Source organism: Agrobacterium sp. AGB01 (genome assembly GCF_014851585.1).
GTDB lineage: Bacteria > Pseudomonadota > Alphaproteobacteria > Rhizobiales > Rhizobiaceae > Agrobacterium.
In genome coordinates, this window is the sequence record NZ_JACVAB010000009.1 from 23,413 (window position 1) to 47,810 (window position 24,398).

General features: G+C 53.2%; 31 protein-coding genes and 1 tRNA gene. 9 read left to right on the forward strand and 23 right to left on the reverse strand.

What is annotated here, in order from left to right:
• Nucleotides 1-105: 105 nt before the first annotated feature.
• The gene (locus IB237_RS23800) at nt 106-1,524 is read right to left on the reverse strand and encodes a PLP-dependent aminotransferase family protein (protein WP_192491231.1); all 1,419 of its coding nucleotides are present in this window, start codon (nt 1,522-1,524) and stop codon (nt 106-108) included.
• 94 nt (nt 1,525-1,618) lie between these two features.
• Here IB237_RS23800 and IB237_RS23805 point away from each other — a divergent pair, with 94 nt between their 5' ends.
• Nucleotides 1,619-1,906 carry a DUF1127 domain-containing protein gene (locus IB237_RS23805; RefSeq protein WP_192491232.1) on the forward strand — a complete coding sequence of 96 codons (288 nt, stop codon included), beginning with the start codon at nt 1,619-1,621 and terminating at the stop codon, nt 1,904-1,906.
• A 382-nt stretch (nt 1,907-2,288) separates the two neighbouring features.
• Here IB237_RS23805 and IB237_RS23810 read toward each other — a convergent pair whose 3' ends face one another.
• The 4 genes from IB237_RS23810 to purC form a co-directional block, all read right to left on the reverse strand.
• Nucleotides 2,289-2,696, reverse strand: a complete 408-nt coding sequence (locus tag IB237_RS23810; protein WP_192491233.1) for a hypothetical protein — start codon at nt 2,694-2,696, stop codon at nt 2,289-2,291.
• A gap of 67 nt (nt 2,697-2,763) precedes the next feature.
• Nucleotides 2,764-3,435: a phosphoribosylformylglycinamidine synthase subunit PurQ gene (gene purQ, locus IB237_RS23815; protein WP_192491234.1), complete on the reverse strand. Its 672-nt coding sequence runs from the start codon at nt 3,433-3,435 to the stop codon at nt 2,764-2,766.
• Between the two features lie 16 nt (nt 3,436-3,451).
• The gene (gene purS / locus IB237_RS23820) at nt 3,452-3,694 is read right to left on the reverse strand and encodes a phosphoribosylformylglycinamidine synthase subunit PurS (protein ID WP_192491235.1); all 243 of its coding nucleotides are present in this window, start codon (nt 3,692-3,694) and stop codon (nt 3,452-3,454) included.
• Nucleotides 3,695-3,715: 21 nt separating this feature from the next.
• Nucleotides 3,716-4,480, reverse strand: coding sequence for a phosphoribosylaminoimidazolesuccinocarboxamide synthase (gene purC, locus IB237_RS23825; RefSeq protein WP_192491236.1), 765 nt, complete (start codon nt 4,478-4,480; stop codon nt 3,716-3,718).
• A gap of 637 nt (nt 4,481-5,117) precedes the next feature.
• Here purC and IB237_RS23830 point away from each other — a divergent pair.
• On the forward strand, nt 5,118-5,429 hold the full coding sequence (locus IB237_RS23830) for a DUF1476 domain-containing protein (RefSeq protein WP_192491237.1): 312 nt from the start codon (nt 5,118-5,120) through the stop codon (nt 5,427-5,429).
• Between the two features lie 46 nt (nt 5,430-5,475).
• On the opposite strand, the gene IB237_RS23835 is transcribed toward IB237_RS23830, so the two are convergent.
• The gene (locus IB237_RS23835; RefSeq protein ID WP_192491238.1) at nt 5,476-8,034 is read right to left on the reverse strand and encodes a bifunctional diguanylate cyclase/phosphodiesterase; all 2,559 of its coding nucleotides are present in this window, start codon (nt 8,032-8,034) and stop codon (nt 5,476-5,478) included.
• A gap of 572 nt (nt 8,035-8,606) precedes the next feature.
• On the opposite strand from IB237_RS23835, the gene IB237_RS23840 reads away from it, so the two are divergent.
• Nucleotides 8,607-8,696: transfer RNA gene (locus tag IB237_RS23840), tRNA-Ser, on the forward strand.
• Between the two features lie 83 nt (nt 8,697-8,779).
• Here the strand turns inward: IB237_RS23840 and IB237_RS23845 are convergent.
• The gene (locus tag IB237_RS23845; RefSeq protein ID WP_192491239.1) at nt 8,780-9,043 is read right to left on the reverse strand and encodes a hypothetical protein; all 264 of its coding nucleotides are present in this window, start codon (nt 9,041-9,043) and stop codon (nt 8,780-8,782) included.
• Nucleotides 9,044-9,160: 117 nt separating this feature from the next.
• On the opposite strand from IB237_RS23845, the gene IB237_RS23850 reads away from it, so the two are divergent.
• Both IB237_RS23850 and IB237_RS23855 read left to right on the forward strand, forming a co-directional pair.
• A complete protein-coding gene (locus IB237_RS23850) occupies nt 9,161-9,364 on the forward strand; it encodes a CsbD family protein (protein ID WP_192491240.1) in 204 nt (67 codons plus the stop codon).
• A 73-nt stretch (nt 9,365-9,437) separates the two neighbouring features.
• Nucleotides 9,438-9,914, forward strand: a complete 477-nt coding sequence (locus tag IB237_RS23855) for a DUF3597 domain-containing protein (protein ID WP_192491241.1) — start codon at nt 9,438-9,440, stop codon at nt 9,912-9,914.
• Between the two features lie 111 nt (nt 9,915-10,025).
• Here IB237_RS23855 and IB237_RS23860 read toward each other — a convergent pair whose 3' ends face one another.
• Nucleotides 10,026-10,559 (reverse strand): hypothetical protein, encoded by a 534-nt coding sequence (locus IB237_RS23860; RefSeq protein WP_192491242.1) that lies wholly within the window; start codon nt 10,557-10,559, stop codon nt 10,026-10,028.
• Between the two features lie 341 nt (nt 10,560-10,900).
• On the opposite strand from IB237_RS23860, the gene IB237_RS23865 reads away from it, so the two are divergent.
• The gene (locus tag IB237_RS23865; RefSeq protein ID WP_192491243.1) at nt 10,901-11,080 is read left to right on the forward strand and encodes a hypothetical protein; all 180 of its coding nucleotides are present in this window, start codon (nt 10,901-10,903) and stop codon (nt 11,078-11,080) included.
• A gap of 123 nt (nt 11,081-11,203) precedes the next feature.
• Nucleotides 11,204-11,815, forward strand: a complete 612-nt coding sequence (locus IB237_RS23870) for a VRR-NUC domain-containing protein (protein WP_246788264.1) — start codon at nt 11,204-11,206, stop codon at nt 11,813-11,815.
• A gap of 92 nt (nt 11,816-11,907) precedes the next feature.
• On the opposite strand, the gene IB237_RS26610 is transcribed toward IB237_RS23870, so the two are convergent.
• The 8 genes from IB237_RS26610 to IB237_RS23915 form a co-directional block, all read right to left on the reverse strand.
• Nucleotides 11,908-12,243: a GCG_CRPN prefix-to-repeats domain-containing protein gene (locus IB237_RS26610; protein ID WP_371815396.1), complete on the reverse strand. Its 336-nt coding sequence runs from the start codon at nt 12,241-12,243 to the stop codon at nt 11,908-11,910.
• Nucleotides 12,244-12,732: 489 nt separating this feature from the next.
• Nucleotides 12,733-12,951, reverse strand: coding sequence for a hypothetical protein (locus IB237_RS23885; protein WP_192491245.1), 219 nt, complete (start codon nt 12,949-12,951; stop codon nt 12,733-12,735).
• 33 nt (nt 12,952-12,984) lie between these two features.
• Nucleotides 12,985-13,221 (reverse strand): 30S ribosomal protein S21, encoded by a 237-nt coding sequence (gene rpsU, locus IB237_RS23890; protein ID WP_192491246.1) that lies wholly within the window; start codon nt 13,219-13,221, stop codon nt 12,985-12,987.
• A 27-nt stretch (nt 13,222-13,248) separates the two neighbouring features.
• Nucleotides 13,249-13,539, reverse strand: a complete 291-nt coding sequence (locus IB237_RS23895; RefSeq protein ID WP_192491247.1) for a cold-shock protein — start codon at nt 13,537-13,539, stop codon at nt 13,249-13,251.
• Between the two features lie 109 nt (nt 13,540-13,648).
• Complete coding sequence (locus tag IB237_RS23900; protein ID WP_192491248.1) at nt 13,649-13,858, reverse strand: cold-shock protein; 210 nt, start codon at nt 13,856-13,858, stop codon at nt 13,649-13,651.
• Nucleotides 13,859-14,029: 171 nt separating this feature from the next.
• Nucleotides 14,030-14,311 carry a hypothetical protein gene (locus IB237_RS23905; protein WP_192491249.1) on the reverse strand — a complete coding sequence of 94 codons (282 nt, stop codon included), beginning with the start codon at nt 14,309-14,311 and terminating at the stop codon, nt 14,030-14,032.
• Between the two features lie 504 nt (nt 14,312-14,815).
• Nucleotides 14,816-15,241 carry a hypothetical protein gene (locus IB237_RS23910; protein WP_192491250.1) on the reverse strand — a complete coding sequence of 142 codons (426 nt, stop codon included), beginning with the start codon at nt 15,239-15,241 and terminating at the stop codon, nt 14,816-14,818.
• A 234-nt stretch (nt 15,242-15,475) separates the two neighbouring features.
• A complete protein-coding gene (locus IB237_RS23915) occupies nt 15,476-16,822 on the reverse strand; it encodes a hypothetical protein (RefSeq protein WP_192491251.1) in 1,347 nt (448 codons plus the stop codon).
• 454 nt (nt 16,823-17,276) lie between these two features.
• Between IB237_RS23915 and IB237_RS23920 the strand changes: the two genes are divergently transcribed.
• Nucleotides 17,277-17,669 carry a PAS domain-containing protein gene (locus IB237_RS23920; RefSeq protein ID WP_192491252.1) on the forward strand — a complete coding sequence of 131 codons (393 nt, stop codon included), beginning with the start codon at nt 17,277-17,279 and terminating at the stop codon, nt 17,667-17,669.
• 194 nt (nt 17,670-17,863) lie between these two features.
• On the opposite strand, the gene IB237_RS23925 is transcribed toward IB237_RS23920, so the two are convergent.
• The 7 genes from IB237_RS23925 to IB237_RS23955 all read right to left on the reverse strand — a co-directional run bounded on the left by IB237_RS23925 (nt 17,864) and on the right by IB237_RS23955 (nt 23,417).
• Nucleotides 17,864-18,070 carry a CsbD family protein gene (locus tag IB237_RS23925; RefSeq protein ID WP_192491253.1) on the reverse strand — a complete coding sequence of 69 codons (207 nt, stop codon included), beginning with the start codon at nt 18,068-18,070 and terminating at the stop codon, nt 17,864-17,866.
• A gap of 78 nt (nt 18,071-18,148) precedes the next feature.
• Complete coding sequence (locus tag IB237_RS23930; protein ID WP_192491408.1) at nt 18,149-18,721, reverse strand: alpha/beta hydrolase; 573 nt, start codon at nt 18,719-18,721, stop codon at nt 18,149-18,151.
• A gap of 165 nt (nt 18,722-18,886) precedes the next feature.
• Nucleotides 18,887-20,194 carry an adenylosuccinate lyase gene (purB, locus tag IB237_RS23935; RefSeq protein ID WP_192491254.1) on the reverse strand — a complete coding sequence of 436 codons (1,308 nt, stop codon included), beginning with the start codon at nt 20,192-20,194 and terminating at the stop codon, nt 18,887-18,889.
• 60 nt (nt 20,195-20,254) lie between these two features.
• Nucleotides 20,255-20,743, reverse strand: coding sequence for a hypothetical protein (locus IB237_RS23940; protein WP_192491255.1), 489 nt, complete (start codon nt 20,741-20,743; stop codon nt 20,255-20,257).
• Between the two features lie 24 nt (nt 20,744-20,767).
• Nucleotides 20,768-21,499: a DUF2259 domain-containing protein gene (locus IB237_RS23945; RefSeq protein ID WP_192491256.1), complete on the reverse strand. Its 732-nt coding sequence runs from the start codon at nt 21,497-21,499 to the stop codon at nt 20,768-20,770.
• A complete protein-coding gene (gene rpe, locus IB237_RS23950; protein ID WP_192491257.1) occupies nt 21,496-22,173 on the reverse strand; it encodes a ribulose-phosphate 3-epimerase in 678 nt (225 codons plus the stop codon). Before rpe ends, IB237_RS23945 begins: the two co-directional genes overlap by 4 nt.
• 149 nt (nt 22,174-22,322) lie before the next feature.
• On the reverse strand, nt 22,323-23,417 hold the full coding sequence (locus IB237_RS23955; protein ID WP_246788265.1) for a branched-chain amino acid ABC transporter substrate-binding protein: 1,095 nt from the start codon (nt 23,415-23,417) through the stop codon (nt 22,323-22,325).
• Nucleotides 23,418-23,640: 223 nt separating this feature from the next.
• Between IB237_RS23955 and IB237_RS23960 the strand changes: the two genes are divergently transcribed.
• Nucleotides 23,641-24,093 carry a flavin reductase family protein gene (locus IB237_RS23960; RefSeq protein ID WP_192491410.1) on the forward strand — a complete coding sequence of 151 codons (453 nt, stop codon included), beginning with the start codon at nt 23,641-23,643 and terminating at the stop codon, nt 24,091-24,093.
• The last annotated feature ends 305 nt before the right edge of the window (nt 24,094-24,398 follow it).

The window sequence follows — 24,398 nt, forward strand, 5'->3', positions numbered from 1 at the left end:
GCGTATTCGCGCCATGGGATGAGCGGATTTTCAGCAGGCGAGCGTGAGAGCAAAAAGCTCGAAATACCCAAGTTTGTACTGCAGGGCAGCACCCGCCATCCGGCCTCAGGCCATACTGTCATAACTCACAGAACCGTTGTCCAGCAGGCGGCGCAGTGTGTGCAGGTGGCGGGCCAGCTCTTCACGGGTATTGGGCGCAGAAAAGCTGATGCGCACCCGGTGGTAGACCTTCTCCGAGCGTCCAGCCTTGAACTCATCCTCATCGTCAATGAGAATGCCTTCCTTGCGGGCTGCATTACGGAACGTGCCGGAAAGCCAGGGTTCGGGCAATTTCAGCCACACAAAAGCAATGTCGGGATTAGAGTTGAACTCCAGACCGGAAAAGATCTGCCGAACCATTTGCTCGCGCGCATTGACCTCGGCAATACAGTCCTGGCGGATGCGATGGGCATCACCGCTCAACACCAGCCGGGCGCAGAGTTCGGCTAGCAGAAAGGGCAGGCCGCCCGTCATCATCTTGTGGGCGGTGCGCACCCGTGTGCCGAAGTGCGGCGGACAGGCAACCCAGCCGCCGCGAACACCGGCGGCAACCGACTTGGACAGGCTGCCCACCAGAAATGTCTGTTCCGGTGCCAGTTGCGCAATCAGCGGAATGTCATCGCGGCACATGGCGCCATAAAGATTGTCTTCAATGATCCAGACATTGTGCCTGTGGGCAATGTCGGCAATGGCCTTGCGGCGCTCCAACGGCAATGTGGTGGACGTCGGGTTCTGGCCCGACGACATCAGGAAGATCATCTTGGGGTGCTGCTGCGCACAGACCCGCTCGAAATCCTCGGGGATGATGCCGTTTTCGTCAGAATCCACCAGCGCAATACGTCGTCCGGCAAGGGCGGCGCTGCGGCTGATCTGCGAGTAGGTCAGGTGCTCAAAAGCAATACGATCGCCCGGGGAGGTGACGGCACCGATGATGCCCATCACCGCGGCATGTGCGCCAATCGTTGGCACGATGTTCTCAGGGCTTGGGGTCCAGCCATTTTGCGCCAGCCAGCGTGCACCGGCAATCGACCATTCCTCCGGAAAGTCGCGGGCATAACTGGCAACCTGCGCGGCACGCTCCGCCATGATGTCGGACAGATGGCGCTCAATCAGCACACCTTGCCCAACCGTCGGCGCTGCCGTGGTGTCCAGCTTGGAAAGTTGTTTCGTTTCGGCAGCCGAGACCGCAGCATTTGATGTGTTGGCGGCCTGGCCAATATGGACAGACGGTGTCGGGGTGTGGCGGCTGTTTACATAGGTGCCACGCCCAACCTCGCCGCTGACGAGACCACGCTCATGCACCACAGAATAGGCGCGGCTGACGGTGCCGATGGTAACGCCCAGATCATAAGCGAGATTTCTTTGCGGTGGCAGTTTTGTGCCTGCCGCCAGCTCGCCATTCGAAATGGCGGTTTCAATATGGTCGGCCAGGCGCATGTAAAGCGGGCCGGTGCCATTGGAAAGATTAGGGAGCCAATTTGTCATGGTGACAATTTAAACATTGTACCTGCACGTGAGTCAATTGTATTTATTGTCGCAGAGAATGACCCCGAACAATTAAAGGTGAACAGGTGCAATTATGCGCAAGATGGATCAATACCTAACGACAATAGATACAATGTACCCTGACAGCTATACGCGGGAATATGTGTTCCGTGACGATGGCGACATGGTTGACCCCGTACCACTGACCATTACTGCGCCAAACCATGTATTTGGCCGTTTTGTGGCTGCCATTCGCACATGGCACATCAAGCGGGCCGGCCGCCTTGCTTTGAGAGAACTGACCGACGAGCAGTTGCTTGATATTGGCATCAGCCGATCGCAGGCGCGCAATGAAACCGCAAAATCCCGCTTTCTGGTGTGATTGTCATTGAATGGATACACACATCACAGGTCAACAATTGGTACAATCTGGTCTCTCATTCCTGTGCTTTTCACAGAATTCCATAGGGCTGATGTCATTTGACTGATCAGCCCGTGACGCGCCCGGTTCAGCGCGACTTATCGGATTTTTGTGACAAGTACAGGAATGTGGACGCCAGTAGCATCAAGCCGCTGTAGGCGGTGCCGTATTTTCCGTGAACACCATATCCACGCATGCCGCCCGGGCAAATGTTCGGGAGGCGTGCAACATGTTTACTGCCATCAATCGGTTTTTCGTCCCGGAAGCCAAGACATATGGACGATAAGCCAATGGGCAGGCCCACTGCATCCTTTTTCCCAACCTGTGCAGCTGGGTTTTCTTCTTATGAGCAGCCTTTGCCGCCCGCTGCCCAGCGCTTGACGTCTGTGGCAACACGCGAAGCATGGGCCTCGTTCATGACGGGGCCATAGGCCTGAAGCTTGGCGGGCGAGCCTTCAGCTTCTACAACCAGCATTGGCCGGGATTCCGGACTGTTGCGTGGCACCAGCAAAATGCGTGGACGTCCGGAGAAGGAATTCAGTTCCGGTGCAAGGCGGTATGCCTTGAAAGCAGGATCACCGCTTTTGAACCAGCAGGCATTTGCACCAAGCGCAACGCGCTCCATGGTCGGCAGGGCTGCCTGGCTGGCAGGGGCCGGAGTGCTTCTCTCAGACTGGCAGGCGCTTAATGCGACCATGGCTGCCGTAACGCTGGCAAAACTCAGAGCATAGCGAAGGGGCAGGCGTGTCATGGGTGCAACCTTGATGAGAAGAGAAAAAAAACCGGCACTGAGTGCCGGTTTGATGGTCTGGATATGATCAGGCCGCGATAACATTGAGGGCGGAAGCAAACAGGCCTCTGCCATCATTGCCGCCATGGGCCGCTTCAATCAGGTTTTCCGGATGCGGCATCATGCCGAGAACATTGCCACGCTCGTTGATGATACCGGCAATGTCGTTCAGCGAGCCGTTCGGGTTGGTACCCTCGGCATAACGGAACACGATCTGGCCCTTGTCTTCCATGGACGCGATCTCGGATGCTTCCGCAAAGTAGTTGCCGTCATGGTGGGCAACCGGGCAACGCAGGATCTGACCCTGCGAATAGGCGCGGGTGAAATCCGTATCGCTGTTGACGACTTCCAGCTTCACTTCGCGGCAAACGAACTTCAGCGAGGAATTGCGCATCAACGCGCCCGGCAGCATTTCGGCTTCAACCAGAATCTGGAAGCCGTTGCACACGCCAAGAACCTTAACGCCTTTTTCTGCCTTTTCGCGAATGGCGCGCATCACAGGCATACGGGCCGCAATGGCACCACAGCGCAGATAGTCACCATAGGAGAAACCGCCGGGGATAACGATCAGGTCAACGTCGGGAATTTCCGTTTCCGTCTGCCAGATGGTGATCGGCTCCTTGCCGGAGATTTTTGTCAGGGCCGCAATCATGTCACGATCACGATTGAGGCCGGGAAGCTGAACGACTGCCGATTTCATTGAGCGGCTCCTGCTGTCAGAGGATAGCGATAGAGTAGTTTTCGATCACTGTGTTTGCGAGGAGCTTTTCGCACATAGCCTTGATATCGGCCTCTGCCTTGGCTCCATCAGTGCTGTCGATCTCCAGATCGAAAACCTTGCCCTGACGAACCTGTCCAACGCCTTCGAAGCCGAGGCTTCCCAGTGCGCCTTCAATTGCCTTGCCCTGTGGATCGAGAACGCCATTTTTCAGCGTAACAGTCACCCGTGCCTTGATCACCTGATAGTTCTCCTGATGTGCTTATTTTACGAGGACCGGGCCGGTGCCGCGGATCGGTTCGTTTTCATTGATGATGCCCAAGCGGCGAGCCACTTCGGAATAGGCTTCGAGAAGGCCGCCCATATCACGACGGAACCGGTCCTTGTCCATTTTTTCCTGGGTTTCGATGTCCCACAAACGGCAGCTGTCCGGCGAGATTTCATCGGCCAGGATAATGCGCATCATATCGCCTTCGTAAAGGCGGCCGCATTCGATCTTGAAATCGACGAGCTGGATGCCGACGCCCAGGAACAGGCCCGACAGGAAGTCGTTGACGCGAATGGCAAGAGCCATGATGTCATCAAGCTCGGCAGGGTTGGCCCAGCCAAAAGCGGTGATGTGCTCTTCAGACACCATCGGGTCTTCAAGCTCATCCGACTTGTAATAGAATTCGATGATCGAGCGTGGTAGCACGATGCCTTCATCAATGCCCAGACGCTTGGACAGCGAACCGGCAGCAACGTTGCGTACAACGATCTCAAGTGGAATCATTTCCACTTCCTTGATCAGCTGTTCGCGCATGTTGAGGCGGCGGATGAAGTGGGTGGGGATGCCGATCTTGTTCAGATGCGTAAACACGTATTCGGAGATACGGTTGTTTAGAACACCCTTACCGTCGATAACTTCGTGTTTTTTCTTGTTAAAGGCGGTTGCATCGTCCTTGAAGAACTGAATCAGCGTACCTGGCTCTGGTCCTTCATAAAGGATCTTTGCCTTGCCTTCGTAAATACGGCGGCGACGGTTCATAATATGAGATCTCGTGTTGGCGCCATGCGCATGGCGTTGTGTTTCATTCTTTGAAGCGGTCCCATATCGGAAAAGATGGACTTTAACAATCTGTAGGATGGGTTCTCCGCGTCAATTCGTTGTCGCTTGTGAATGAAACCTCCTGTGTCCTGTGTTGGTTCAATGAATATAGCAATAGTCACGTCCGGCATACATATATGTTATTGCCGCGTGAATGAGGCAAGGCCGACGCCGCCGCAAAGCGTGTTCGCGACAGCGCAGCTGTTTTCAAACGACACATTTGCGTGTTGCGAATTATCTCGTCGAAAGTCATTTCACCAATTTAACATAAATTAGAAAAAATGACTATTGTTGTTGAATCAATACGTAATTCCATTTTGTTGAATCGATCTTTCTTACGTAAAGTGCTGATGAGGAAAACTTAAATTCACGTAGGGGTCTGGCGTTTCAGATTGGCCGTTCCCATGTCTGTTGCGCAAGGCTGCATGGTGTGGCGAAAGGCAACAATACATCCTTTTCGTTTCATCGCGGCCTGTCGTGAAACTTTGCATTGCAGTCTGGCAATGCTTTTGATTTATGGACAACAGGCTGAACTTTCAGCTTTCGGTAAATGTGAATAAATTTGGGAGATTATGACATGGCCCTCGGTGATCGCGATAAGGCATTCGAAAACAAGTTCGCTCATGATGAGGAACTGAGATTCAAGGCTGAAGCTCGCAGAAACAAGCTGCTGGGCCTGTGGGCCGCCGGCCTGCTTGGCAAGGCTGATGCTGATGCTTACGCAAAGGAAGTAGTCGCTGCCGATTTTGAAGAGGCAGGCGACGCAGACGTGTTCCGCAAGGTACGCGGCGATTTCGACGCGGCAGGCGTGAATGTCAGCGACAGCGAATTGACGGCAAAGATGCAGAGCCTGCTGATTGAAGCAGCCGAGCAGATCAGCCAGGCCTGATCCTCAAGTCGATTGATTGAAACATTGGGCCGGCGACTATCTGCTCTTAGCGATAGTCGCCGGCTTTCTTTTTATTGGCAGCCAGAATTTCACTGAACTTGTTGTGGACGCTGCCATTGCCATTGTCTTGCCGCCAGGACTGGCCGGTTACAAAAGCTTCAACCATTTCCGCCGGTATGGGGCGGCACAGTGCATAACCTTGAAGGTAATCGCAGCCCAGATCGCGCAGGATGCGAATATGTGCTTGCGTTTCAACACCTTCGGCAATGACTCTGATGTTAAGCGAGCGGCCGATTTCCAGGATGGAGCTCAGCAATTTGCGCTGCTCGTTGGACTGCGGCAAAAGCCTCACCAGCTCCCGATCGATTTTCAGTGCATCAGGGCTGATGCGCAACAGGCTGATGATAGATGCGTGGCCGGTTCCAAAGTCATCCACCTCAATGGCAATGCCCAGCTTGCGCAGGCGGGTGAGGTTGTCCAGTACCGTCTGGTCGCTATCATCCAGGAAGATGGATTCGAGAAGTTCGAATGACACCGTGCCTGGTTTGATATCCAGCGACTTCAGCGATTTGGTCAGCAACGGATCATGCAGACGCCGTGAGGACACGTTGACCGACACTTTTGGGATTGGCAAACCCGTCTTCTGCCAGATGTTGAAATCGCTGACTGCCTTTTCCAGCATCATCTCGTCAATGGCGGTAACGGCATCCAGATCCTCGGCAATGGCCAGAAAACGGTCCGGTGTTAAAATGCCTTCGGTCGGGTGCTTCCAGCGCGCCAGTGTCTCGGCACCGATGATGTCGAGTGTCTTGGCGTCAAACTGCAGCTGGTAATAGGGAATGAATTCGCTGCGCTCCAGACCCAGCAGGATCTCGTCCGACACACGTTTGGTGTTGATGAGAATGTCCTGTGTGTCTGACGAGAAGAAGTCGTAGCGGTTACGGCCACGTTTCTTGGCGTTGTAGAGCGCGATGTCGGCATTGAGCAGCAACTGCTTGGGGTCGATATCCCGGCCGCTTTCACAGGCAATGCCGATGCTGGCGCCACACCGAAATTCGTGGCCGTCATGGTGCATGGGTTTGCGCAGTTCCTTGATCAGGCGGTCTGCCAGGGCGGAGAACTTCTTGGAGGTGCCGGTGTAGCGTGACACGAACACAAATTCGTCGCCGCCAATGCGGGCCACAAAATCTGCACCGCGTACATTCTTGCGCAGAAGCTGTGCCACATTCTGCAACAGCATGTCGCCAGCCCGATGGCCAAATGTGTCGTTGACCTGTTTGAAACGGTCAAGATCAATATGCAAAATGCCGATGCCCTGACCATCACGCGCGCATTCCGCCGCCATGCGACGCAGGGTTTCATCCAGATACCGCCGATTAGGTAATTCTGTAAGATAATCATGCATCGCATTGTATTCGATGCTGTTTTTTGCTTCTTCTAATTCAAGGTTTCTGGCTTCTGCCAGGTTCTTGGCGCGCTCCAGCTCCCGCTGTAAAACAATGTCATCCGTCACGTCCCAGTTGGCGCCAACCATGCGAACGTGACCGGCATTGTCGATAAACGGTACGGTTCTGGAACGGATGTAGCGCAGCTTTCCATCGGGCATGATGATGCGGTATTCGTCGGAAAAGGCTGTCAGTTTGCCAACATGAAACTCGACATTTTTCTGCACGCGCGGCAGGTCTTCCGGATGCACCATCTTTTCCCAGACACCATCAATGACGATGTCCTGACCCTTCGATACATTGAAGATCGAATACATGCGGTCATCCCAGGTGGTCTGTCGTGTTTCAAAATCCACCTCGAACACACCGATATGCGAGGCTTCCAGCGCCAGCTTCAAACGGCGAGACATTTTCTCCAGCGCGAATTCAGCCGCCTTGCGGGTGGAGATATCATTGTCGATACCGACGATGCGGATCGGATTGCCATCGGCATCATGCTCGACAGCCGCACCACGACACTCGATCCACACCCAGTGGCCGTCCTTGTGCTTTTCGCGGTACTCGAACACCGCAAATTCGGGATCACCGGCATTTTGCCGCTCAATAGAAAAGATCACCCTGTCACGATCGTCGGGGTGAATAAGCTCCAGCCAGCGTTGGTGATTGGTCTCGATCGGGTCATCCGGCGCCATGCCACGAATGGACCGCCATGTATCGGATCCGTAAAACACGCCGGTCGACATGTTCTGGTCCCACACACCGCTTTCTGAATTGATCAGCGCGCTATTCCAGCGGCTTTCACGCGAGGCAAGATCAAGCTCCAGCAGCTTCTGGGCTGTAATGTCTGTGGCCTGCACGAGGATCGCCGGCTCCTCGGGAAACGGATCGTCCCGAAAGGAAAACAATGCGTAGTGCAGGGGGCTGCCGTCCTGGTCAAGGCGCACTTCAATTTGTGTCGGCTGGCCGGTGGCCGCCTTTACCAGCGCATCACGCACGGCATCCTGGTCGTCGGCATGGACAAGCGCAATAAGACTGCTGCCTGTCAGAGTGGCCGGGTCCTGCAGAAAATCGCCGCAGACTTTGTTGCAAAAGAGGACGGTTCCATTCGTTTTAACGCGAATGGTCGGTAGAGGAAGCGCATCCAGAATGTCATTCAGCATACGATTTATTGTCAACCGAACCTGCCACCACTTTCACACCGCCGAATGAAGTGCTCCGTAAGGAATTTCAGCCTCTGTGTGATTTTTCTTTTACAATCAAAGTCATATGCAAAGAGAATGCAGGAGGTGAACGATATTGGAAATTCATATCCTGGGCTTCATGCAATCATTGCATCCGGGCAATCTGCCAGTTTTGGTTTAACTCTGTCTTAATTGCCGCGCGGTCATTTTATCGATGATGTCTTACGGCTGCACGCTGAATATCATTTAATTTTTTAATTTCATGAAATTAAATAATGCACTGAAATCGTTATATATAATAACAATCAAGGGCAGGGTGCCTCTTGGGTTGAAATCAACTGTGTTGGTGCACCCGCATGGCGCAGCATGATGGCACATTGGCCGGTGGCGTAAAGTTGCATTTCAGCTTTTGCACGCTATTTATGTGGGCGGGTGTTTTTAGTTGCTTCTGCACGTTGACGCGGCGAACCGAACCGCTATAAAGCCAGCCACCGCTTGATTTGGGTGCTGTTGTCACATTGCGTGACGGCCCACCGCCAGATCGAAATTAAGGAAGAGTGGCCGAGCGGTTTAAGGCACCGGTCTTGAAAACCGGCGTAGGTGCGAGCCTACCGTGGGTTCGAATCCCACCTCTTCCGCCATTTCCAAATTAAATCAAAGACTTGCAGTAGATTTTTTCTGTTTGCCATAACTACGTTTTGGCACTCTGTTTATCCATTTCGCTCTAGAAAGTCTTGAACGACAACCTGCGAACAAATCTAAAATCTTCACTCTTTCCAAAATTTGCGCATTTGACAGTGATGTTTGCGACCAGCAGCATCCTTTCAAAATCAGCAAGGAAGGAGATGAAAATGACCGCACCAATTAATAATAAGCCAAGACTGATGTCGCCGAAAGAGGCGGCCTCCGCTACCACTATGTCAAAGGTACTTTTGACCACTATGGCGCGCCCGGAACGAAAGGCGAGAGCCGTATACGCGGCCAGCATGCGATTCCCCACATCTGATCGCGTCTGGACATGCTCATGGCCGTCAAGCAAACCTTGTCGGAACCAAGTCGCTCCCCGGCCCGTTATCTCTCCACAGCTCAAAGAGGAGATATTTCAATGGACTGGAACCGTGTTGAAGGAAACTGGAAACAGGCAAAAGGCAAGATCAAGGAGCAGTGGGGCAAACTCACCGATGATGATCTTGATGTCATCAATGGCAAGCGTGACCAGCTCGAAGGCAAAATCCAAGAGCGATATGGTTACGAAAAAGACCAGACCAAAAAAGACGTCGATGACTGGTATGGTCGACAGACTTGGTGATTACCTAACATGAAGTTGAGCCGCTGGTTAGCAATAGCCAGCGGCTTTCGTTTGTAACCATGAGGAGAAACACATGAGCATATTCGGCAAAATCAAGGATGCGATCTTCGGTCGTTCCGCACATGCAGAGACAGCCCCTGTCTTGCCAACTGCGGCTGAGTCCACGCCAGCGCCATCGTCAATCCCCGAGCCGGTTGCAACGACTGCAACGCCGGTTGGAGGAACCGGGCAGGCGGTCCCGCCAACCTCTGGCGCATCAGCACCTGTGACGTCCGCCACCTCTTCAGTGCAGACTGTGGACGTTGCCGCGCAGCTTGATGCGGCGGTGGTGACTAGCGGCCAGAAGCTCGACTGGAGGCACTCGATTGTTGACCTGATGAAAGCTCTCGGAATGGACGCGAGCTTGTCCGAGCGTAAGGAGTTGGCGGAGGAGCTGGGTTACACCGGTGAGCTCAATGGTTCGGCGGAAATGAACACCTGGCTGCACAAGGCGCTTCTCAAGAAGCTGTCTGAGAACGGCGGTAAGGTCGCGGCTGAACTGCTGGATTAAGCGGAACCAAGGCTGTCGTCATGCATTGTTCAGCCAAGTAGCTTTCACACTGTAACGGCAGAAGATGATAAGCGTTAGAAAGGTCGGGGCTGTTAGCTCCGGCCTTTTTTGTTAGACGACAGCCGTCACCACCGATTGCACCCAGTTTCCATTGAGTGTGGAGTACGCGCCGCCAACGATGCAAAGTGACGCTAAAACTCCAAGGACAAGAGCGGCCCAATAGAAGAAATCAATAGCCCACGTATGACGCGTTGCTCCCGCCCACTCTTCGGGGTCCCACAGCATAGGTTTGTTCGCCCATCCGTCGTAATTGTCGCTGTGCAAAGTCCAATTCGCCCACGTGCACAGGCCTGCGAACAGAGTAAGCATAAGGCCGATAACGAACCACCATACCGTAAGTTGATAGCGCGCCAAAGCATCAGGCTTGTCTGCTAATTCGCTTAAGAAAGTGAATAAGCCGAACAACGCGCCGCCGTGAATCAACAAGAGACTTGCGAGCAGCCAACGACCGTATTGACCAGCCAATTCGAATGTCGCGCGGTGCATTTCCTTATAGTCTTTGTAGACGATTTCCGCCACTTCTGGGCGTGTTCTCATGAATTGCTTAGGTTGCAAGGGAGGAGTATCGGTGCTGCCTTCGGTCATTTCTTGCCCACGAGATTCGTTGTGCTCTCAACATAGAGATACAACCTCTTTGTCGTCACAAATACAACTTTAAATACTGCCCGGATAGCGAAATGTTATCCGTGCATTATCCGTGCACATCCGGGCGTTCACACCTGCACAGCTCTGCCCGGTTAGTGCACGTTTAGGGGTATATATATTTTTAAATATATACCCTACTCGTGCAACCGCGCAGGGTGTGCTGGCTGCACGGTTATTGAGTTTTTTATTCGGGCACGGTGCACCGGGCAAAGGGGCTGTCGAAATACAACCCGGAACCAGGACCGACCCAATCGCATTTTCTGATCGTAAGGAGAATGCATATGTCCGAGAGCAAGAGTGAGCCGTACACCGTCGAACAGCTGCAACAGCAATATGCTGTCAGCATGCAGGTCGCAGTAGGTGTGATGGAGCAGTTCGGTGGTGACCGGTCGAGAATTGATAAATTCTTGAAGCGGTGGCCGCAGAAAAGAGCGAAGCCGATAGACGCCGGGAAGAACTGATATCCCACACAACGAACAAGCCCTGCATGTCGCGGGGCTTTTTCGTGACCAAATTTATTTCACGACACCCCAAGACGTTTTGCTTCGATTTCCTAATATTACCCTCATAACCAAGGAGGGTTCATGCCCAAGTCACAGCAGACCACCCGCATTGACGGTAAGCGTGTTGTCATCCGTACCAGCACCAGCGGCAAGGTTTCCGTCTCCGACGCACCGATCAAGGAAAGCGAAGGGCAGGCGGCTCAAGTGAGGGCATTGCGGGCACTGCCAGAATACGGTCGCAAGTTTCTACTGGCAGGCGACATGAACAGCGCCAAGCGAGGACCACGCGCACAGGCTGACGCAGTGGCCACAGGACTTACGCCAGGCGAAGCTGACCTCAGCATCTACATCGCGGGCGGCAAGCTGCGAATGATCGAGAACAAGGTTGGCAAAGGCCGGTTGTCACCAGCTCAGACTGAACGCCACGCATCTCTCGCAAGACTTGGCCACCATGTCGAGGTCGTGCGCTTCACGTCAACACGTGAGATGGCCGTAGCATTTGATCATCCATTTGGCGCTGGTCGTATCACGAAAGAAACTGTTTGGTTCGCGACGCCGCTGGCCCGTGGTCGCGGCGCTATCAGGATGCTCGACGCATACGAGGATTGGGCGCGAACTGCTGGATGCGTGTCAGCCAGAATGGCCTCGCTCGCTAACAATGACGTTTCCAAGATCTATGAGCGGCGCGGTTAAGCGCGAATTCGTTCTTGTGAACATGGATGGCTAGGCGCTCTTTTTACCCGGAAAGAAGAAAAGGCCCGCCCAAAAAGCGGGCCTAACAGTGTCTACCATTGCCACTGGCGATATTCGCGTTCGCGGCGCCAATCACCGCGCTCTTCCCACCGTCTATGCTCGCGCCATTCGCGACGGGCTTGGTGTTCACGCCACTCGCGACGAGGGTTCCAATCGCTTCGACGGTCCCATTCGCGCTCGTAACGCCGCGGTTCGTAGGGTCGGCAATAACCGCGGGGCGTCAGGTAATAGCCTCGCCCGCAAGCATAGTCGACTTTTTGGACAATTGACGCCACTGGCGCAGACGGCTGCATGATCGGCATCGCATTTGCGCCGCCGCCAATAAATGCCGTGAGAATAATACCTGCACCTAAAAGTAACTTACGCATCTCAAACACTCCCTGTGTGGTGATTGAGATTAGCTCTCATCCGCGTGAACGGCTGCTGAATGAACTGTGACGTTTTCAGGGCGCGGTTGGCTCACCGCGCGCGCGTAGGTCGCACACAAGCTTGAAATAGCAGCGATGCTCGCAAGAACGATGGCTGACTGATCAAGAAGCAAGCCGTGCTCCGCACGGAGGGCGCTGTTCCTTTGACGTTGCACGCACGCGCTGTTCAGGGCGAGGCACGCGAGCCGCCACACGATGTGATGCTCAGCATCACACTCGCATTTGCTGGCAGCAGCCGCACCTTCTCGAGCACACGGCTGTTCGTGCTGTGTCAAAGGCGTTGTGTTTTCCAGGGGAGTTTGTTCTGGGGAGAGAAGCGACCGGGTATCTGATGTGACCCGATGCGCTACTGTGTATTCAGGCGCAGTTGCTGCGCCCGTCCTGTCTTTTTAGAGCCGCCAATCGTCAGGCAACACATCAAGGACCTTGTCAGGCCTTTGCGCGCGATTTGCGCTTTGTCACTGTGGGCAGCTCTACAGGCGTTGCGGATTCCTGTGCCTCGCGCAACAAGCGCAAGCGTTCCGTCTTTTTGGCACGCTGGGCTTCATCCGTCGCAATGATCTGCCGTGCGGCTTGATCGGTTGCTGAGGCTTTATCCTGTGCAGATGCTCTGCCGGTTTTTAAGATTGGTTCTTTATTAATCGTCATGACGACCTCCTTTCGTGAAGGGGCAACCAATGCTCAGCGAGTGTGCACAGCTTTTTTAGGGGCGGGGAGCAAACCCTCGCGCTGCAATTTTTTCCGCTGCAGTTTGCGGTGACGGCGAACGGCTTCGGCCTGTTCCCGATTTCTTTTTTCGGACGGTTTTTCATAGGCGCTACGGGCACGCATTTCGCGGAAAACGCCTTCGCGCTGCAATTTTTTCTTCAGGACACGAAGTGCCTGTTCGACGTTGTTTTCTCTAACGATGACCTGCAAAATATCTCCTTATCTGTACGTGGTGGACTATTTTTTTGTTCTGACCGCAGTCAGATCAATCCAGCTGGCGTTGGTATCGCCGCGGGATGTCGGGGTCTTGGACTTCGGAGTGCCACGGGACGATGCGTCGGTGTCGATGTCGTCCTGGCCAATACTGCGGTCGAAATTTTCGCCATCAATACGTATCCGGTAGCGGATCACGCCCTGAGTTTCGGGCAACACTGCAACGACTTCGCCAGTCCCATGGGGTTGGACACTGCCGCGTGTGCGCGTTTTGAGGACGATTTTATCGCCGCAGCGATAGGGAACTTTCAGCATGAGAATCTCCCATGTCTTAAAAAAATAAAGGCCGGGCGCAAACCCGACCTCTCACTGTCATCTACTCATGCCGCCAGTACATCCGTGGTCGGCGGAGCAAATGACAAATTTATGCCGCCTGAAGGTTATCGGCAGAGTTCTTGCCAGAACGGCGGTCCTGAACGAGTTCGTAGCGGATCTTCTGACCGTCTGTAAGCGAGCTGAGGCCAGCGCGCTCTACGGCAGAGATGTGTACGAAAACGTCGGTCGCGCCATCGTCAGGCTGAATGAAGCCGAAGCCCTTGGTTGCGTTGAACCACTTTACGGTGCCAGTGTTCATAACGATTTCCTTTCATAGCAATCGTTGTTGTTCCTGCGAAACCTCGCAGGATTGGATCGATATTTTGAGAGGAAATCCGACGGGAGCAAAAGCTCTGGACCGGCGTCACAAGCAATGGTCGATAAGGCAATATAGGATTAAATCTAAGGTTATGCAATCAACTTACCCGATTTAGTTCAAAACCACCCCGAAGTCATTGATTGGATAGAGATAAAATATCGAAATATTTTTCGATTTTTTAATTTTTCGGGCCAGTTTTTCTCGCTGGGTTGTATTTTTCGCGCCGGTTTTGGAAAATTCTTGAGGTGGCACTGCTGGCGAACACATTGCAACCGCTACATAAGTTTTGCTGTGTTGGGCGCAACTCAATGCGCCGGGCCATTGTTGTTTCCGGGTAGGGCGCTGCCCTGCCCATTGACCGATTGTGGCGGAAGAGGTGGAATTCGAACCCATTGTCCCGACCTCCGCTCTATTTTGTACAATATGCGATTTTAAGGCGTGTGCGTGCGTTCGGATTTAATCCTCCGGTAGTAGGCGAACTGGCGTTGGGTGACGGCTCTGACAACCGGAGAAATCGCATAAACGGTATGTCCAGGAGCCATCTCAAATGAAATATGTTGAGCCTTTGCTGGTCGCTTATTTCGCTTCCCATTGCAGGGCTGCGTTGCCAAACCAAAACCTTTCGATGGCATGACAATTGTCGCCCTGAAGATGGACGCCAACGGCAAACCCATCTCGGCAAACCCATCTCGGCAAAAATCCATCAGTCATCCGGTGACCCGAAAGCAGATGCCGACGCAATGGACCGCGCCAAGGCTGAAATCAACAGCGTGCACAGGAAGTTTAGGAGCGGCACAATTCTCGCGCCAGTGACGCCGAGAGGCTGAAACAGGGGTGAGGCACGTAACGAAGCCTCCTTCTATCGGTTACTTCACGCCACCAAAATGGAAGCGAAATCTACATAAGCGATCCAAGACCAAGTAAGCCTCCACTCATCGCTGAACTTGATTGTTTATTAAGGGGAGTACAATGACCGTTTCTAAGATCAGTTTCGATAGAAATTCGATCCGCTTCACTTTTGGCCAAGAAATGTAAATGTAATTCATTCACGCCGAGATGAGCGGCTCTGAGTATCTTATCATATAAATGCTCTTGCAGTCGGCGTGCGGTGTCCGAGGTTTGCCCTATGTAAAGAGGGTGAGTTAAACCATCTGAATCTCGCCGCACCAATATATATACGGATGGGAGATCAACGTGATTACCCCATAATGGATACACCGTCGTTATATGCCATTGCCCCGATCGTCCTTGCCAATGGTGATGAGGGCCGTATCCTTCAATTGAAGGGCGTTGGGTGAGTAAACCAAAAAAACCGGTTGTCATGCTCTGCATCCCGATGATTCGTTGTCACTCACATAGAATGACAGAACATAACGGAAACGCAATAGTGGGTAATTTGATCGACAATACAAAATGTTGATTGGATGAAGGCAACTCTTCGCGCAGGAGCGGAAATTTTCTTCCTATTTTAAGTGTAAAATCAGATTGCTTGCCAGCAGTCATGCTTAAAGCGGCCGACGGATTCTGGCTTGCCTTCGTTAAGCTAGGGTCGACGAGTTAAAGACCGTCTTCTTTGTGTGTTTTATGCTCGATAACGAGATTTCGGTTGTACCCGCCGTTGACTGCACTGCCGTACTCGGATCTGCTAATTGATACGGTGGTTTCATCGATCAATGTAACGTCTTGTGGGTGCCGCAGTATCTCTGTCGCATGCTTCGCATCAAAGATTTTGGTAAGTAACACCATAGCGCGCTCATCAAAAAACCTTTCTGCCTCAAAGACGTTGTTTTGGTTTGACCCATTTAGAGCGAGCCGCAACCGTGTCACCGCTTGCTGTTTTCCTGTGATATAGTACGAGATCTGATCCGCTAATGGTGCGTTTTTAAGCTTGAGTGATTTACTCGCAAACCACTCCCACTGGTTACGATGATAATCGTCTGTTACCATATCAAACTCACCAAGAAAATACCGTGCCTCTTGCGGTGACCAACCATCTGCACTTCTTACCGGGAGTGGTTTTTTCTCTATCTTGAAGCTTTTCTTGATTTCATCAATGGCTTCTTTAACGCCATTCTTGTCGTCAACGTCGCGGGCAATAATGTCTCGTATTAAACGCCTTACGCCTTCTGAATTCCATCCAAATGCAATTATCGCTCTACGCTTCGCATAACCGTAAATCGCTTCTTGTTTTGGTCGGCGAGCCAATTGAATGAAGCTGGTCTCATAGCTCATATATGTGGCGAGCAGAATAATGAAAGGAATGAACATTAGCCAAAGCAGTAACGGTAGCCCGAACTCGCGTAGTGTATTCACTGTCCAGTGTTCACCAACTGTGTTCGCTACCATCCAGTAACTAGAGCCGAGCATAATTAAGCCCGCCAGAATTTGAAGTCTCCGAAGAAAAGATAAGAGACGGTGGAATTTGGGGTCGTCCCTAAGGCTATCACCAACTGCTAGCAGTAAAGTGACAAGCGCGAGTATTGGAAACAGTAAGAATTCAACCCAAAGGGGGAAGCTAACAAGTTCTGCGATAAATGTAATGACAGCTGATAGTGTGAGCGTATCCCTCAGTAATTTTCTTATTATTTTTCTGTCGTTTATAAATCGCTTTGCATCAAAGAAACTGCTGAATCCAACTGTTAACCACCACACTAGGGTTGATTTAAGATTGGGCCAATCCCAAAGGTCTAATTTGGCCAACAGCCAAACACACGTTGTCACGTAAAGCGACATTATCAACCAGACTGCGGCAAACTTCGGATTAAAAAACGCGCGCGCCACGTCACCCAAAGATGTGACAAAACCTTTATAAATTGCGATGACTGGCAGTAACGCTAAATATGATAGGGTTGCGATTTCGCGATTGTTCAAATCAAAACCAAAACTTGATAGATAGTTGTACATTCTGGTTTTACCTTAAGTAGATATCCGTTCTGGTAATTGGTGCTGTTGGCGGCAAACATGACCGCATAAGTCTAACCATTTGAATATGTGGCTGGCTGTCCTTTGAATATTTGTGCGGCCATTATTTCACAGAAAAATTGAGATGTATGATATCGTTCCATCCGCTCTTTCGCCCACGCAAGGCAGTGCCACTTGCGTTCCCTAACAATCGAACGGATGCATAACACCTCCTGGCACCGCCTCCAGCCGCGCCATCTTCCGTCTCATCAAAAAACTGACGTTTTCAAAAAAACATTGGAACCATTTCGTGATTGGCGCACTTACGAGCCTACCAGCGACACTACCACAAATTGTTATCCGTTAAAATTATAGTCAAAAACTATAGTGCCGGTCCTTACTCAACCAATTTGTGTCCGGTAGGCTTAGAATCGAAATATGCGCGCAGGAGGATGGCGTGTCATCGCAAAGGCTTGAAATGCAGGACGAGAAGACCGGTTATTACACGTGGGATGTAATCGAAAATCTCGTCACGTTGGATTATGTGTGTGCAGATTTCTTTGAATTTTTACCCTGCCATGGCAGGGCCGGCGTACCCATTGAGGGCATTTTGCAAAAGATCGATGCGGACACCAGGGAGAGGGTGGCCAAGGAGATTTATGATGCGTTGATTGCCGGTGACTACTTCGAAACCGAATATCCGCTGAACAATACAGATGGCACGCTGCGCTGGATCCATGTGACCGGACGCATGATCATGGATACAGACAATGTGCCGATACGGTCAATCGGCACCATGCGGGATATAACCGCAAACCGCCTGCCGGCCGCCAATATGATCGCCTCATAAAAAAAGCCCCGCATAAGCGGGGCTTTGAGTGTGTCATCAATCGTCTAGGCTTTTGTTATTCAAGGCATAGCGTTGATGTCTAGGCACGTGTCCGTCTATTTACCGTCAACTACGCGCCGCCCGAAAACGGGGGCTGAACTCTTTGACGGCATCGTCTTGGTGTTTGAACCAAAACTTTTGCGGACTTGTGGTTTTCAATGCCAGGTCTGGCGGCCATACCAATCATCTACATCGGTCTTAGCGCGATCCTTGGCGAGGCCGTAACGTTCCTGCAACTTGCCTTCAAGCTGGTCACGTTTACCGGCAATCTGATCCAGGTCGTCATCAGTGAGTTTGCCCCACTGTTCCTTGATCTTGCCCTTAACCTGTTTCCAGTTTCCTTCAACACGGTTCCAGTCCATTTGCGTTTCCTCCAAGTTAATTAAACACATAGAAGAAACGCTTGAATGGCCGAATGGTTCAGGAAAAAATGCCGGTTTTTAGTGCTGGCTGGATTCAGGGTTCTTCAAACGGCTGAGAAACTGGGCAAAAACCATGGTGCCTTCCGGCCATGGGCCGTGGCCGGATTCAGTGTTGATGTGGCCGGACATGCCGGCATCCACCAGCAACGAGCCCCATGCAGCGGCAATCTCGTCAGCATGCTCATAGGTGCCGAACGGGTCGTTGCGGCTGGCAATGGTCATTGCCGGAAACGGGAACGGTTCGCGCGGGTAGGGACCAAAGGTCATCAGGTGTTTTGGCCGGATGGTTGGGTTGGTGACATCTGGCGGTGCCACCAGAAATGCGCCGGCAACCTTGTGGCCAATTTCCGGAATGGCATGCACCACGGTTGGTACGCCAAGCGAATGCGCCACCAGCACAACCGGTTTCGTGCAGGCATTGACGTCTTCAACCAGCCTAGTGATCCAGTCTTCACGCACGGGCTTCGACCATTCGGCCTGCTCAACGCGGCGCGCGCTGCCAAGCTTCTGCTGCCAGCGGGATTGCCAGTGGTCTGGCCCGGAATTGGTGTAACCGGGAACGATGAGGATATCTGCTTCGGATGCTTTCATGGCGCTTATCTTGGTATCAATGTCACCGTATTCAAGATGGCGGTGAGGATTGTCGACATTGTCGGGGCTGCCCGGCGTGGTTTTGACGATGGGCCGCAAACCTGTCGTCATTATGAAAATGCCCGGACAAGGTCCGGGCATCTGACACGGGCGTTACTGGTTCAATCAGGCCTTGCCGAACACACGGTTGAAGATCGTATCAACATGTTTGGTGTGGTAGCCGAGGTCGAACTTTTCGCGGATGGCGTCTTCGGAAAGGGCTGCACGCACTTCCTCATCGCCCAGCAGTTCCTCCAGGAAGTCCGCGCCCTGTTCCCAGACCTTCATGGCGTTGCGCTGCACGAGGCGGTAGGAATCCTCGCGGGAAACGCCAGCCTGTGTCAGTGCAAGCAGAACGCGCTGCGAATGCACGAGGCCACGGAACTTGTTGAGGTTCTTCAGCATGTTTTCCGGGTAGATCACCAGCTTTTCGACAACCCCGGCCAAGCGGTGCAGCGCAAAGTCGAGGGTGATGGTCGTATCAGGGCCAATGGCGCGCTCAACGCTGGAGTGGCTGATGTCACGCTCGTGCCACAGGGCAACGTTTTCCAGTGCTGGCACAACCGACATACGCACCAGACGGGCAAGGCCGGTCAGGTTTTCGGTCAAAACCGGGTTGCGCTTGTGTGGCATGGCCGACGAACCCTTCTGGCCCGGCGAGAAGAACTCTTCGGCTTCCAGAACTTCGGTGCGCTGCATGTGGCGGATTTCAATCGCCACATTTTCAATCGACGAGGCGATGACGCCAAGCGTTGCAAAGAACATGGCGTGGCGGTCACGCGGAATAACCTGTGTGGAAACCGGCTCAGGGATCAGGCCCAGCTTTTCGCAGACATGTTCTTCAACGCGCGGGTCGATATTGGCAAAGGTACCAACTGCACCGGAAACGGCGCCGGTGGCAATTTCTGCACGGGCGTTGACCAGACGGGTGCGGTTACGGTCCATTTCCGCGTAGAAGCGGGCAAAGGTCAGACCCATTGTGGTCGGCTCGGCGTGAATGCCGTGGCTGCGGCCAATGCGGATCGTGTCCTTGTGTTCGAAGGCGCGGGTCTTCAGTGCAGCCAGTACGCGGTCCATGCCGGCAAGCAGAATGTCTGCGGCGCGAACCAGCTGAATGTTCAGCGTGGTGTCCAGCACGTCGGAAGAGGTCATGCCCTGGTGCACGAAGCGGCTGTCAGGACCGACAAATTCTGCCAGATGCGTCAGGAAGGCGATGACGTCATGTTTGGTAACGGCTTCGATTTCATCGATGCGCTCAACATTGAAAGTGGCGCTGCCGCCTTTTTCCCAGATTGTCTCAGCTGCCGACTTTGGAATGACGCCGATCTCGGCCAGCGCATCACAGGCATAGGCTTCGATTTCAAACCAGATACGGAACTTCGTTTCCGGCGACCAGATTGCGACCATTTCCGGCCGGGAATAGCGAGGGATCATTGCTACCGCTTTCTATATGGTGAGAATTTGCAGCCCGTGTAGCAAAGTGTGACGCCAATCTCAACGCATTCGAAGGGAAAGGATGAAACTGGTTACGAACAGACACACGATGCCCACGGGAAAATACAGCCAAAGGCCGATGATGGTGAACTGGTAGGTTGCGCCAAGCGTGGTGAACAACTGCTGGAAAAACCAGATCCGTGTCAGGAATGGCTCATGCCACTGCGCATAAAAAATGCGGTACTGCAGAGCAAACAGCAGCGCCGTCACGCCATAGGTGACAAGACAGAGACACAGCGCAAAGGCGCAGAAGCGGGCGGTGGCCGGTTTTGAAAAGGCCAGATACCGCGCCAGCACCAAGGCAGGCGTAAAGGCAATGAAGGCACCGGCGAAATAAAACGCCACGATCTGCCAGAAATGGTCGGTTTCGCCCCGGTGGCGCATATAAAGACCAATGACGCAGGAAAGCGCCATCGCAGCACCCCAGATGAATGGTCCGGCAAGTGCTGCGGTTTTTGAGGGCAGGGCGTGTTCAACCCGCTGTTTCAATGGACTGCCCTTTCAAGGCACCGCTCATGGTCTGACGGGTACGGCGATCCAGCGTCCATTCTGCCCTTCAAAGCCATGTTGCAGCACCGTTACCAGTGCCATGTGCAGGTTGGAGCCAAAACCCTGATGTGTGACCACGCCACCCAGCCGGTAGCCGGTCACGCAGCCGCGGCTTTCCGGCGCGCGCTGCTCATCATAGACAATTCTATCACTGTTCTTGCCGTCCTGCAGAAGCATTTTCAGCTTGAAGGTGGAACTACGCTCGGTCCAGGAACTGCATTTTTCACCGGCCGGCTGCATAACCTCTTCCAGCCCCAGCCTGTAGGGTGAACCAAAGGGTGGTGCTGCGGCATAAGCGTAATAGCTGATCTGGTAGGGGTTGCCACTGGCATCGCTGACCGGGTTGAAGGCGGCCAGCAGACCGGGATTGTCAGCCAGTCTGTGCTGTTCAATCAGTGGGGCTGCTTTTTCCAGCGCTTGTGCGCGTGCTGCACCCACACCAACCGCCTCATCCTTCACCAACACCCGTATGGGCGTGCCCTCGAGATAGGTGTCTTTGACGGTATCGATGACATAGATATTGGAATAGGCAAAACCGGACCCGTCCTGCACGCCATATTCCTCAAAGGCGTAGACTGAACCATCCTTTGAAAAACCGATTGTCTGGAAGGCGGCGATATCACCGGCATGGGCCGGGGCCGCAAAACATGCGGCACCTGATGTAATCAAGGAAAGAAAGAAGCCTGCCTTCTTCACGCGCGCCCGCTTTCTGCGGCCTGGCGAATGGCGGTAACAGTCTTGCGGTAATCCTCCACGCCGTCGCCCTTGTAAATGGCAGAACCGGCAACCAGCACATTGGCACCTGCGGCAATGGCGGCCGGTGCAGTTTCCACGGTAATGCCGCCATCCACTTCCAGCTCGATCGGGCGTGCGCCGATCATCGCCTTGGCAGCCTTGATCTTGTCCAGCATGGCGGGAATGAACTTCTGGCCACCGAAACCGGGGTTGACGCTCATGATCAGGATAAGGTCGACATCATCAATGACGTTTTCCAGTACGGAAAGAGGGGTTGCAGGGTTCAGCGTGACACCAACCTTTTTGCCGAGCGAGCGAATGGTCTGCAGCGAACGGTGCAAATGTGCGCCAGCTTCCGCATGCACGGTAATGCCGTCACAGCCGGCCTTGGCAAAGGCTTCCAGATAAGGATCGGCAGGGGCAATCATCAGGTGGCAATCAAAAAACGCATTGGTATGCGGACGAAGCGCCTTGATGACATCGGGCCCAAAGGAAATATTCGGCACAAAATGGCCGTCCATCACATCCAGATGGATCCAGTCCGCACCAGCTTCAACGACATCACTGACCTCCTGTCCCAGCTTGGCGAAATTGGCTGCAAGAATGGAAGGGGCAAGGCGGACGGGAAGGGACATGGAAAGCTCCGGACAGAGTGCATGAACGCGATGGCAAAGGGCTTGCGCTCAAGCATATGAGCACATGCGCTGCCATATCATTGTCATTGCCGCGGAACAACCGAGATCAACGCCTGATGCGGAGGATGACCTGCCGGTGCGGTGGAGGTTCAGCGCACTGCGCGTGCGGCCGGCACAAAGGCCTGACCATTCCACTGTTGTAGGCTGTAAGGATTGTTCTTCAACTCATGTGCCTCGTTAAAGGCAACGTCGCCAATGGCGGTGGTGAAGGTCGAGTCTTTTAATATGTCGAGAACCGGTTTTTTCTGCTGGTCGGCCAGTCCAATGCCGTTGGCGGCAATCTGCACTGCGGCAAAGGCGGGCAGGGTATAACCTTCAGGAATTGTCACGCCCGCTGCCGTCAATACGTCAAGCGCGGCTGCAGCTTCAGGCAATGAGGCATAATCAGGCAGCGTCACGGCAAAGGTGCCAGCAGTCAGTTGCAGCGGGGCATTGGCGGCATTGAGCGTGTCGCCACCCAGAATGGTCAGCGCAATGTTTTCAGAGGCGGCATCGCGCGCAACCGTCGAGACATCATTGCGGTCGGTTGCCATGAACACATTGCCGATGCCAGCACGCGACAGACGCCGTACCAGCGCCACCTGCTGTTCCTGCGCCGGGCGCAGCGTTTCCATGCGGGTTGGCTGCAGGCCTGCTTCTTCCAGCTTGGCACGAATCCGGTCCACCAGCTCGCGGCCATGAATTGTGCCATCATCGACCAGAGCAAACAGTGACCCCTGCCAGTCCCGCAGAATAACCTCGGACAGCCGGTCGGATTCGGCAGTGTCTGATGGCGCAAGACGGAACACCGGCCAGCTGTTTTTGGCGGCATCTTCAAGCAGAATGGTCGAGCGGCTGGAAAGGGTAATCACCGGCGTGCCGGTTTCTTTCAGCGCGGGCAGGCTGCTGGCAAGGGTTTCCGAACACAGAAAACCGATGGCAATGCTGACCTTGGCGGCAACAAGTCCGTCGGCAATGGCACCGCCGCCACTGTCGGTGCAATCCTCATTGATCTCCACCACATCGAGCCCAGCCTGCGCAGCTGCGGCCTTGGCACCCTGGCGGATCTGGTCGCCGAGAATTTTATAAGGACCGTCCTGTGGTGCGACAACGCCAAGTGTCGCGGCACTTGCGCCATGCGCAAACGCAACAGATGCGACCAGAAATAAAATGCGGCTTGTCAGCATTGAAAGCGGTTTATCCATATTAATTGGCTGTTGTTTAACATGTCAGACGCACGGAAAAAGGGAAAAATATTGCTGCGAACAATGTTTAGGCGGAAATTGTTCGGGATTTTCAAAAATGTAACTGTTCGGCTACATAATCGCCGCTGTCCGTGTGCCTAGCGGGCGGGTGGGACGTATTTAACGCACGGAGTTTCTTTTGACTGTATATAATGCCGTTGATGCGCATATTTACCGCGATGCCATGGCGCAATATGCCGGGCACGTCCAGTTGATTACCACCGAGCACGGCGGCGTGCGGCGTGGCGTGACGATTACGGCGGCGTGTTCCGTATCCGACAATCCGCCCACCGTGCTGGCCTGCCTGAATTCCGGCAATGAAAAAAATGCGATTTTTGCGCAAAGCGGCAAGTTTGTTCTCAACAGTCTGGGCCTGCGTCACCGCGCATTGTCCGATGCCTTTGCCGGCTTTGGAGGGTTGCAAAATGATGAGCGTTTCGCAAAGGCGAAATGGATGACGCTGGCCACCGGCGCACCGGTGCTGGAGGACGCGCTGGTGTCGTTTGATTGTAATCTTGTCGATGTAAAACCCATGTCGACGCACCTGATTCTTTTGGGACAGGTTGAGGCAATTCACTTCGGCACAAAGGGTGATCCTCTACTGTATTTTAACCGTAATTACCTCGGTTCCCAATGATTTGCGGCGTCAATGTGAACATTGTGTGATCATTATGTGTGCAGCGATTTTCGCTGCATAACTTTTTTGCTGTTCTATAAGGTGCTGAATTTAAAGAATTTTATTCCCCATATTTGCTGCAAAAATGAAATTTCTCTAAAAAATTCCGCAGATGCGAAGGGAAATAACTTGACGATTGGCCAATAGTTCGCTTCAATGGACTTGTTTCAGGGGACGACTGAAATTGGCCACAGTGGCCACGGGAAGTGTCCATTTATATTAAGCACTGACTCGTTTACACTGAATATATTTTTGATCACGAACAG

Excerpts from the sequence above, each read along its gene's own strand:
- IB237_RS23955 (WP_246788265.1), bottom strand. The coding sequence starts at position 23,417 with ATGGATAAACCGCTTTCAATGCTGACAAGCCGCATTTTATTTCTGGTC.
- IB237_RS23855 (WP_192491241.1), top strand. The coding sequence starts at position 9,438 with ATGAGCATATTCGGCAAAATCAAGGATGCGATCTTCGGTCGTTCCGCA.
- IB237_RS23930 (WP_192491408.1), bottom strand. The coding sequence starts at position 18,721 with ATGAAAGCATCCGAAGCAGATATCCTCATCGTTCCCGGTTACACCAAT.
- IB237_RS26610 (WP_371815396.1), bottom strand. The coding sequence starts at position 12,243 with ATGCGTAAGTTACTTTTAGGTGCAGGTATTATTCTCACGGCATTTATT.
- IB237_RS23870 (WP_246788264.1), top strand. The coding sequence starts at position 11,204 with ATGCCCAAGTCACAGCAGACCACCCGCATTGACGGTAAGCGTGTTGTC.
- IB237_RS23860 (WP_192491242.1), bottom strand. The coding sequence starts at position 10,559 with ATGACCGAAGGCAGCACCGATACTCCTCCCTTGCAACCTAAGCAATTC.
- IB237_RS23805 (WP_192491232.1), top strand. The coding sequence starts at position 1,619 with ATGCGCAAGATGGATCAATACCTAACGACAATAGATACAATGTACCCT.
- IB237_RS23810 (WP_192491233.1), bottom strand. The coding sequence starts at position 2,696 with ATGACACGCCTGCCCCTTCGCTATGCTCTGAGTTTTGCCAGCGTTACG.
- IB237_RS23845 (WP_192491239.1), bottom strand. The coding sequence starts at position 9,043 with ATGCTGGCCGCGTATACGGCTCTCGCCTTTCGTTCCGGGCGCGCCATA.
- IB237_RS23830 (WP_192491237.1), top strand. The coding sequence starts at position 5,118 with ATGGCCCTCGGTGATCGCGATAAGGCATTCGAAAACAAGTTCGCTCAT.
- IB237_RS23910 (WP_192491250.1), bottom strand. The coding sequence starts at position 15,241 with ATGACAACCGGTTTTTTTGGTTTACTCACCCAACGCCCTTCAATTGAA.
- purQ (WP_192491234.1), bottom strand. The coding sequence starts at position 3,435 with ATGAAATCGGCAGTCGTTCAGCTTCCCGGCCTCAATCGTGATCGTGAC.
- IB237_RS23865 (WP_192491243.1), top strand. The coding sequence starts at position 10,901 with ATGTCCGAGAGCAAGAGTGAGCCGTACACCGTCGAACAGCTGCAACAG.
- IB237_RS23905 (WP_192491249.1), bottom strand. The coding sequence starts at position 14,311 with ATGGGTTCGAATTCCACCTCTTCCGCCACAATCGGTCAATGGGCAGGG.
- IB237_RS23895 (WP_192491247.1), bottom strand. The coding sequence starts at position 13,539 with ATGCTGAAAGTTCCCTATCGCTGCGGCGATAAAATCGTCCTCAAAACG.
- IB237_RS23800 (WP_192491231.1), bottom strand. The coding sequence starts at position 1,524 with ATGACAAATTGGCTCCCTAATCTTTCCAATGGCACCGGCCCGCTTTAC.
- IB237_RS23915 (WP_192491251.1), bottom strand. The coding sequence starts at position 16,822 with ATGTACAACTATCTATCAAGTTTTGGTTTTGATTTGAACAATCGCGAA.
- IB237_RS23885 (WP_192491245.1), bottom strand. The coding sequence starts at position 12,951 with ATGACGATTAATAAAGAACCAATCTTAAAAACCGGCAGAGCATCTGCA.
- IB237_RS23850 (WP_192491240.1), top strand. The coding sequence starts at position 9,161 with ATGGACTGGAACCGTGTTGAAGGAAACTGGAAACAGGCAAAAGGCAAG.
- purB (WP_192491254.1), bottom strand. The coding sequence starts at position 20,194 with ATGATCCCTCGCTATTCCCGGCCGGAAATGGTCGCAATCTGGTCGCCG.
- rpe (WP_192491257.1), bottom strand. The coding sequence starts at position 22,173 with ATGTCCCTTCCCGTCCGCCTTGCCCCTTCCATTCTTGCAGCCAATTTC.
- IB237_RS23835 (WP_192491238.1), bottom strand. The coding sequence starts at position 8,034 with ATGCTGAATGACATTCTGGATGCGCTTCCTCTACCGACCATTCGCGTT.
- IB237_RS23900 (WP_192491248.1), bottom strand. The coding sequence starts at position 13,858 with ATGAACACTGGCACCGTAAAGTGGTTCAACGCAACCAAGGGCTTCGGC.
- purC (WP_192491236.1), bottom strand. The coding sequence starts at position 4,480 with ATGAACCGTCGCCGCCGTATTTACGAAGGCAAGGCAAAGATCCTTTAT.
- IB237_RS23925 (WP_192491253.1), bottom strand. The coding sequence starts at position 18,070 with ATGGACTGGAACCGTGTTGAAGGAAACTGGAAACAGGTTAAGGGCAAG.
- IB237_RS23960 (WP_192491410.1), top strand. The coding sequence starts at position 23,641 with ATGGCGCAATATGCCGGGCACGTCCAGTTGATTACCACCGAGCACGGC.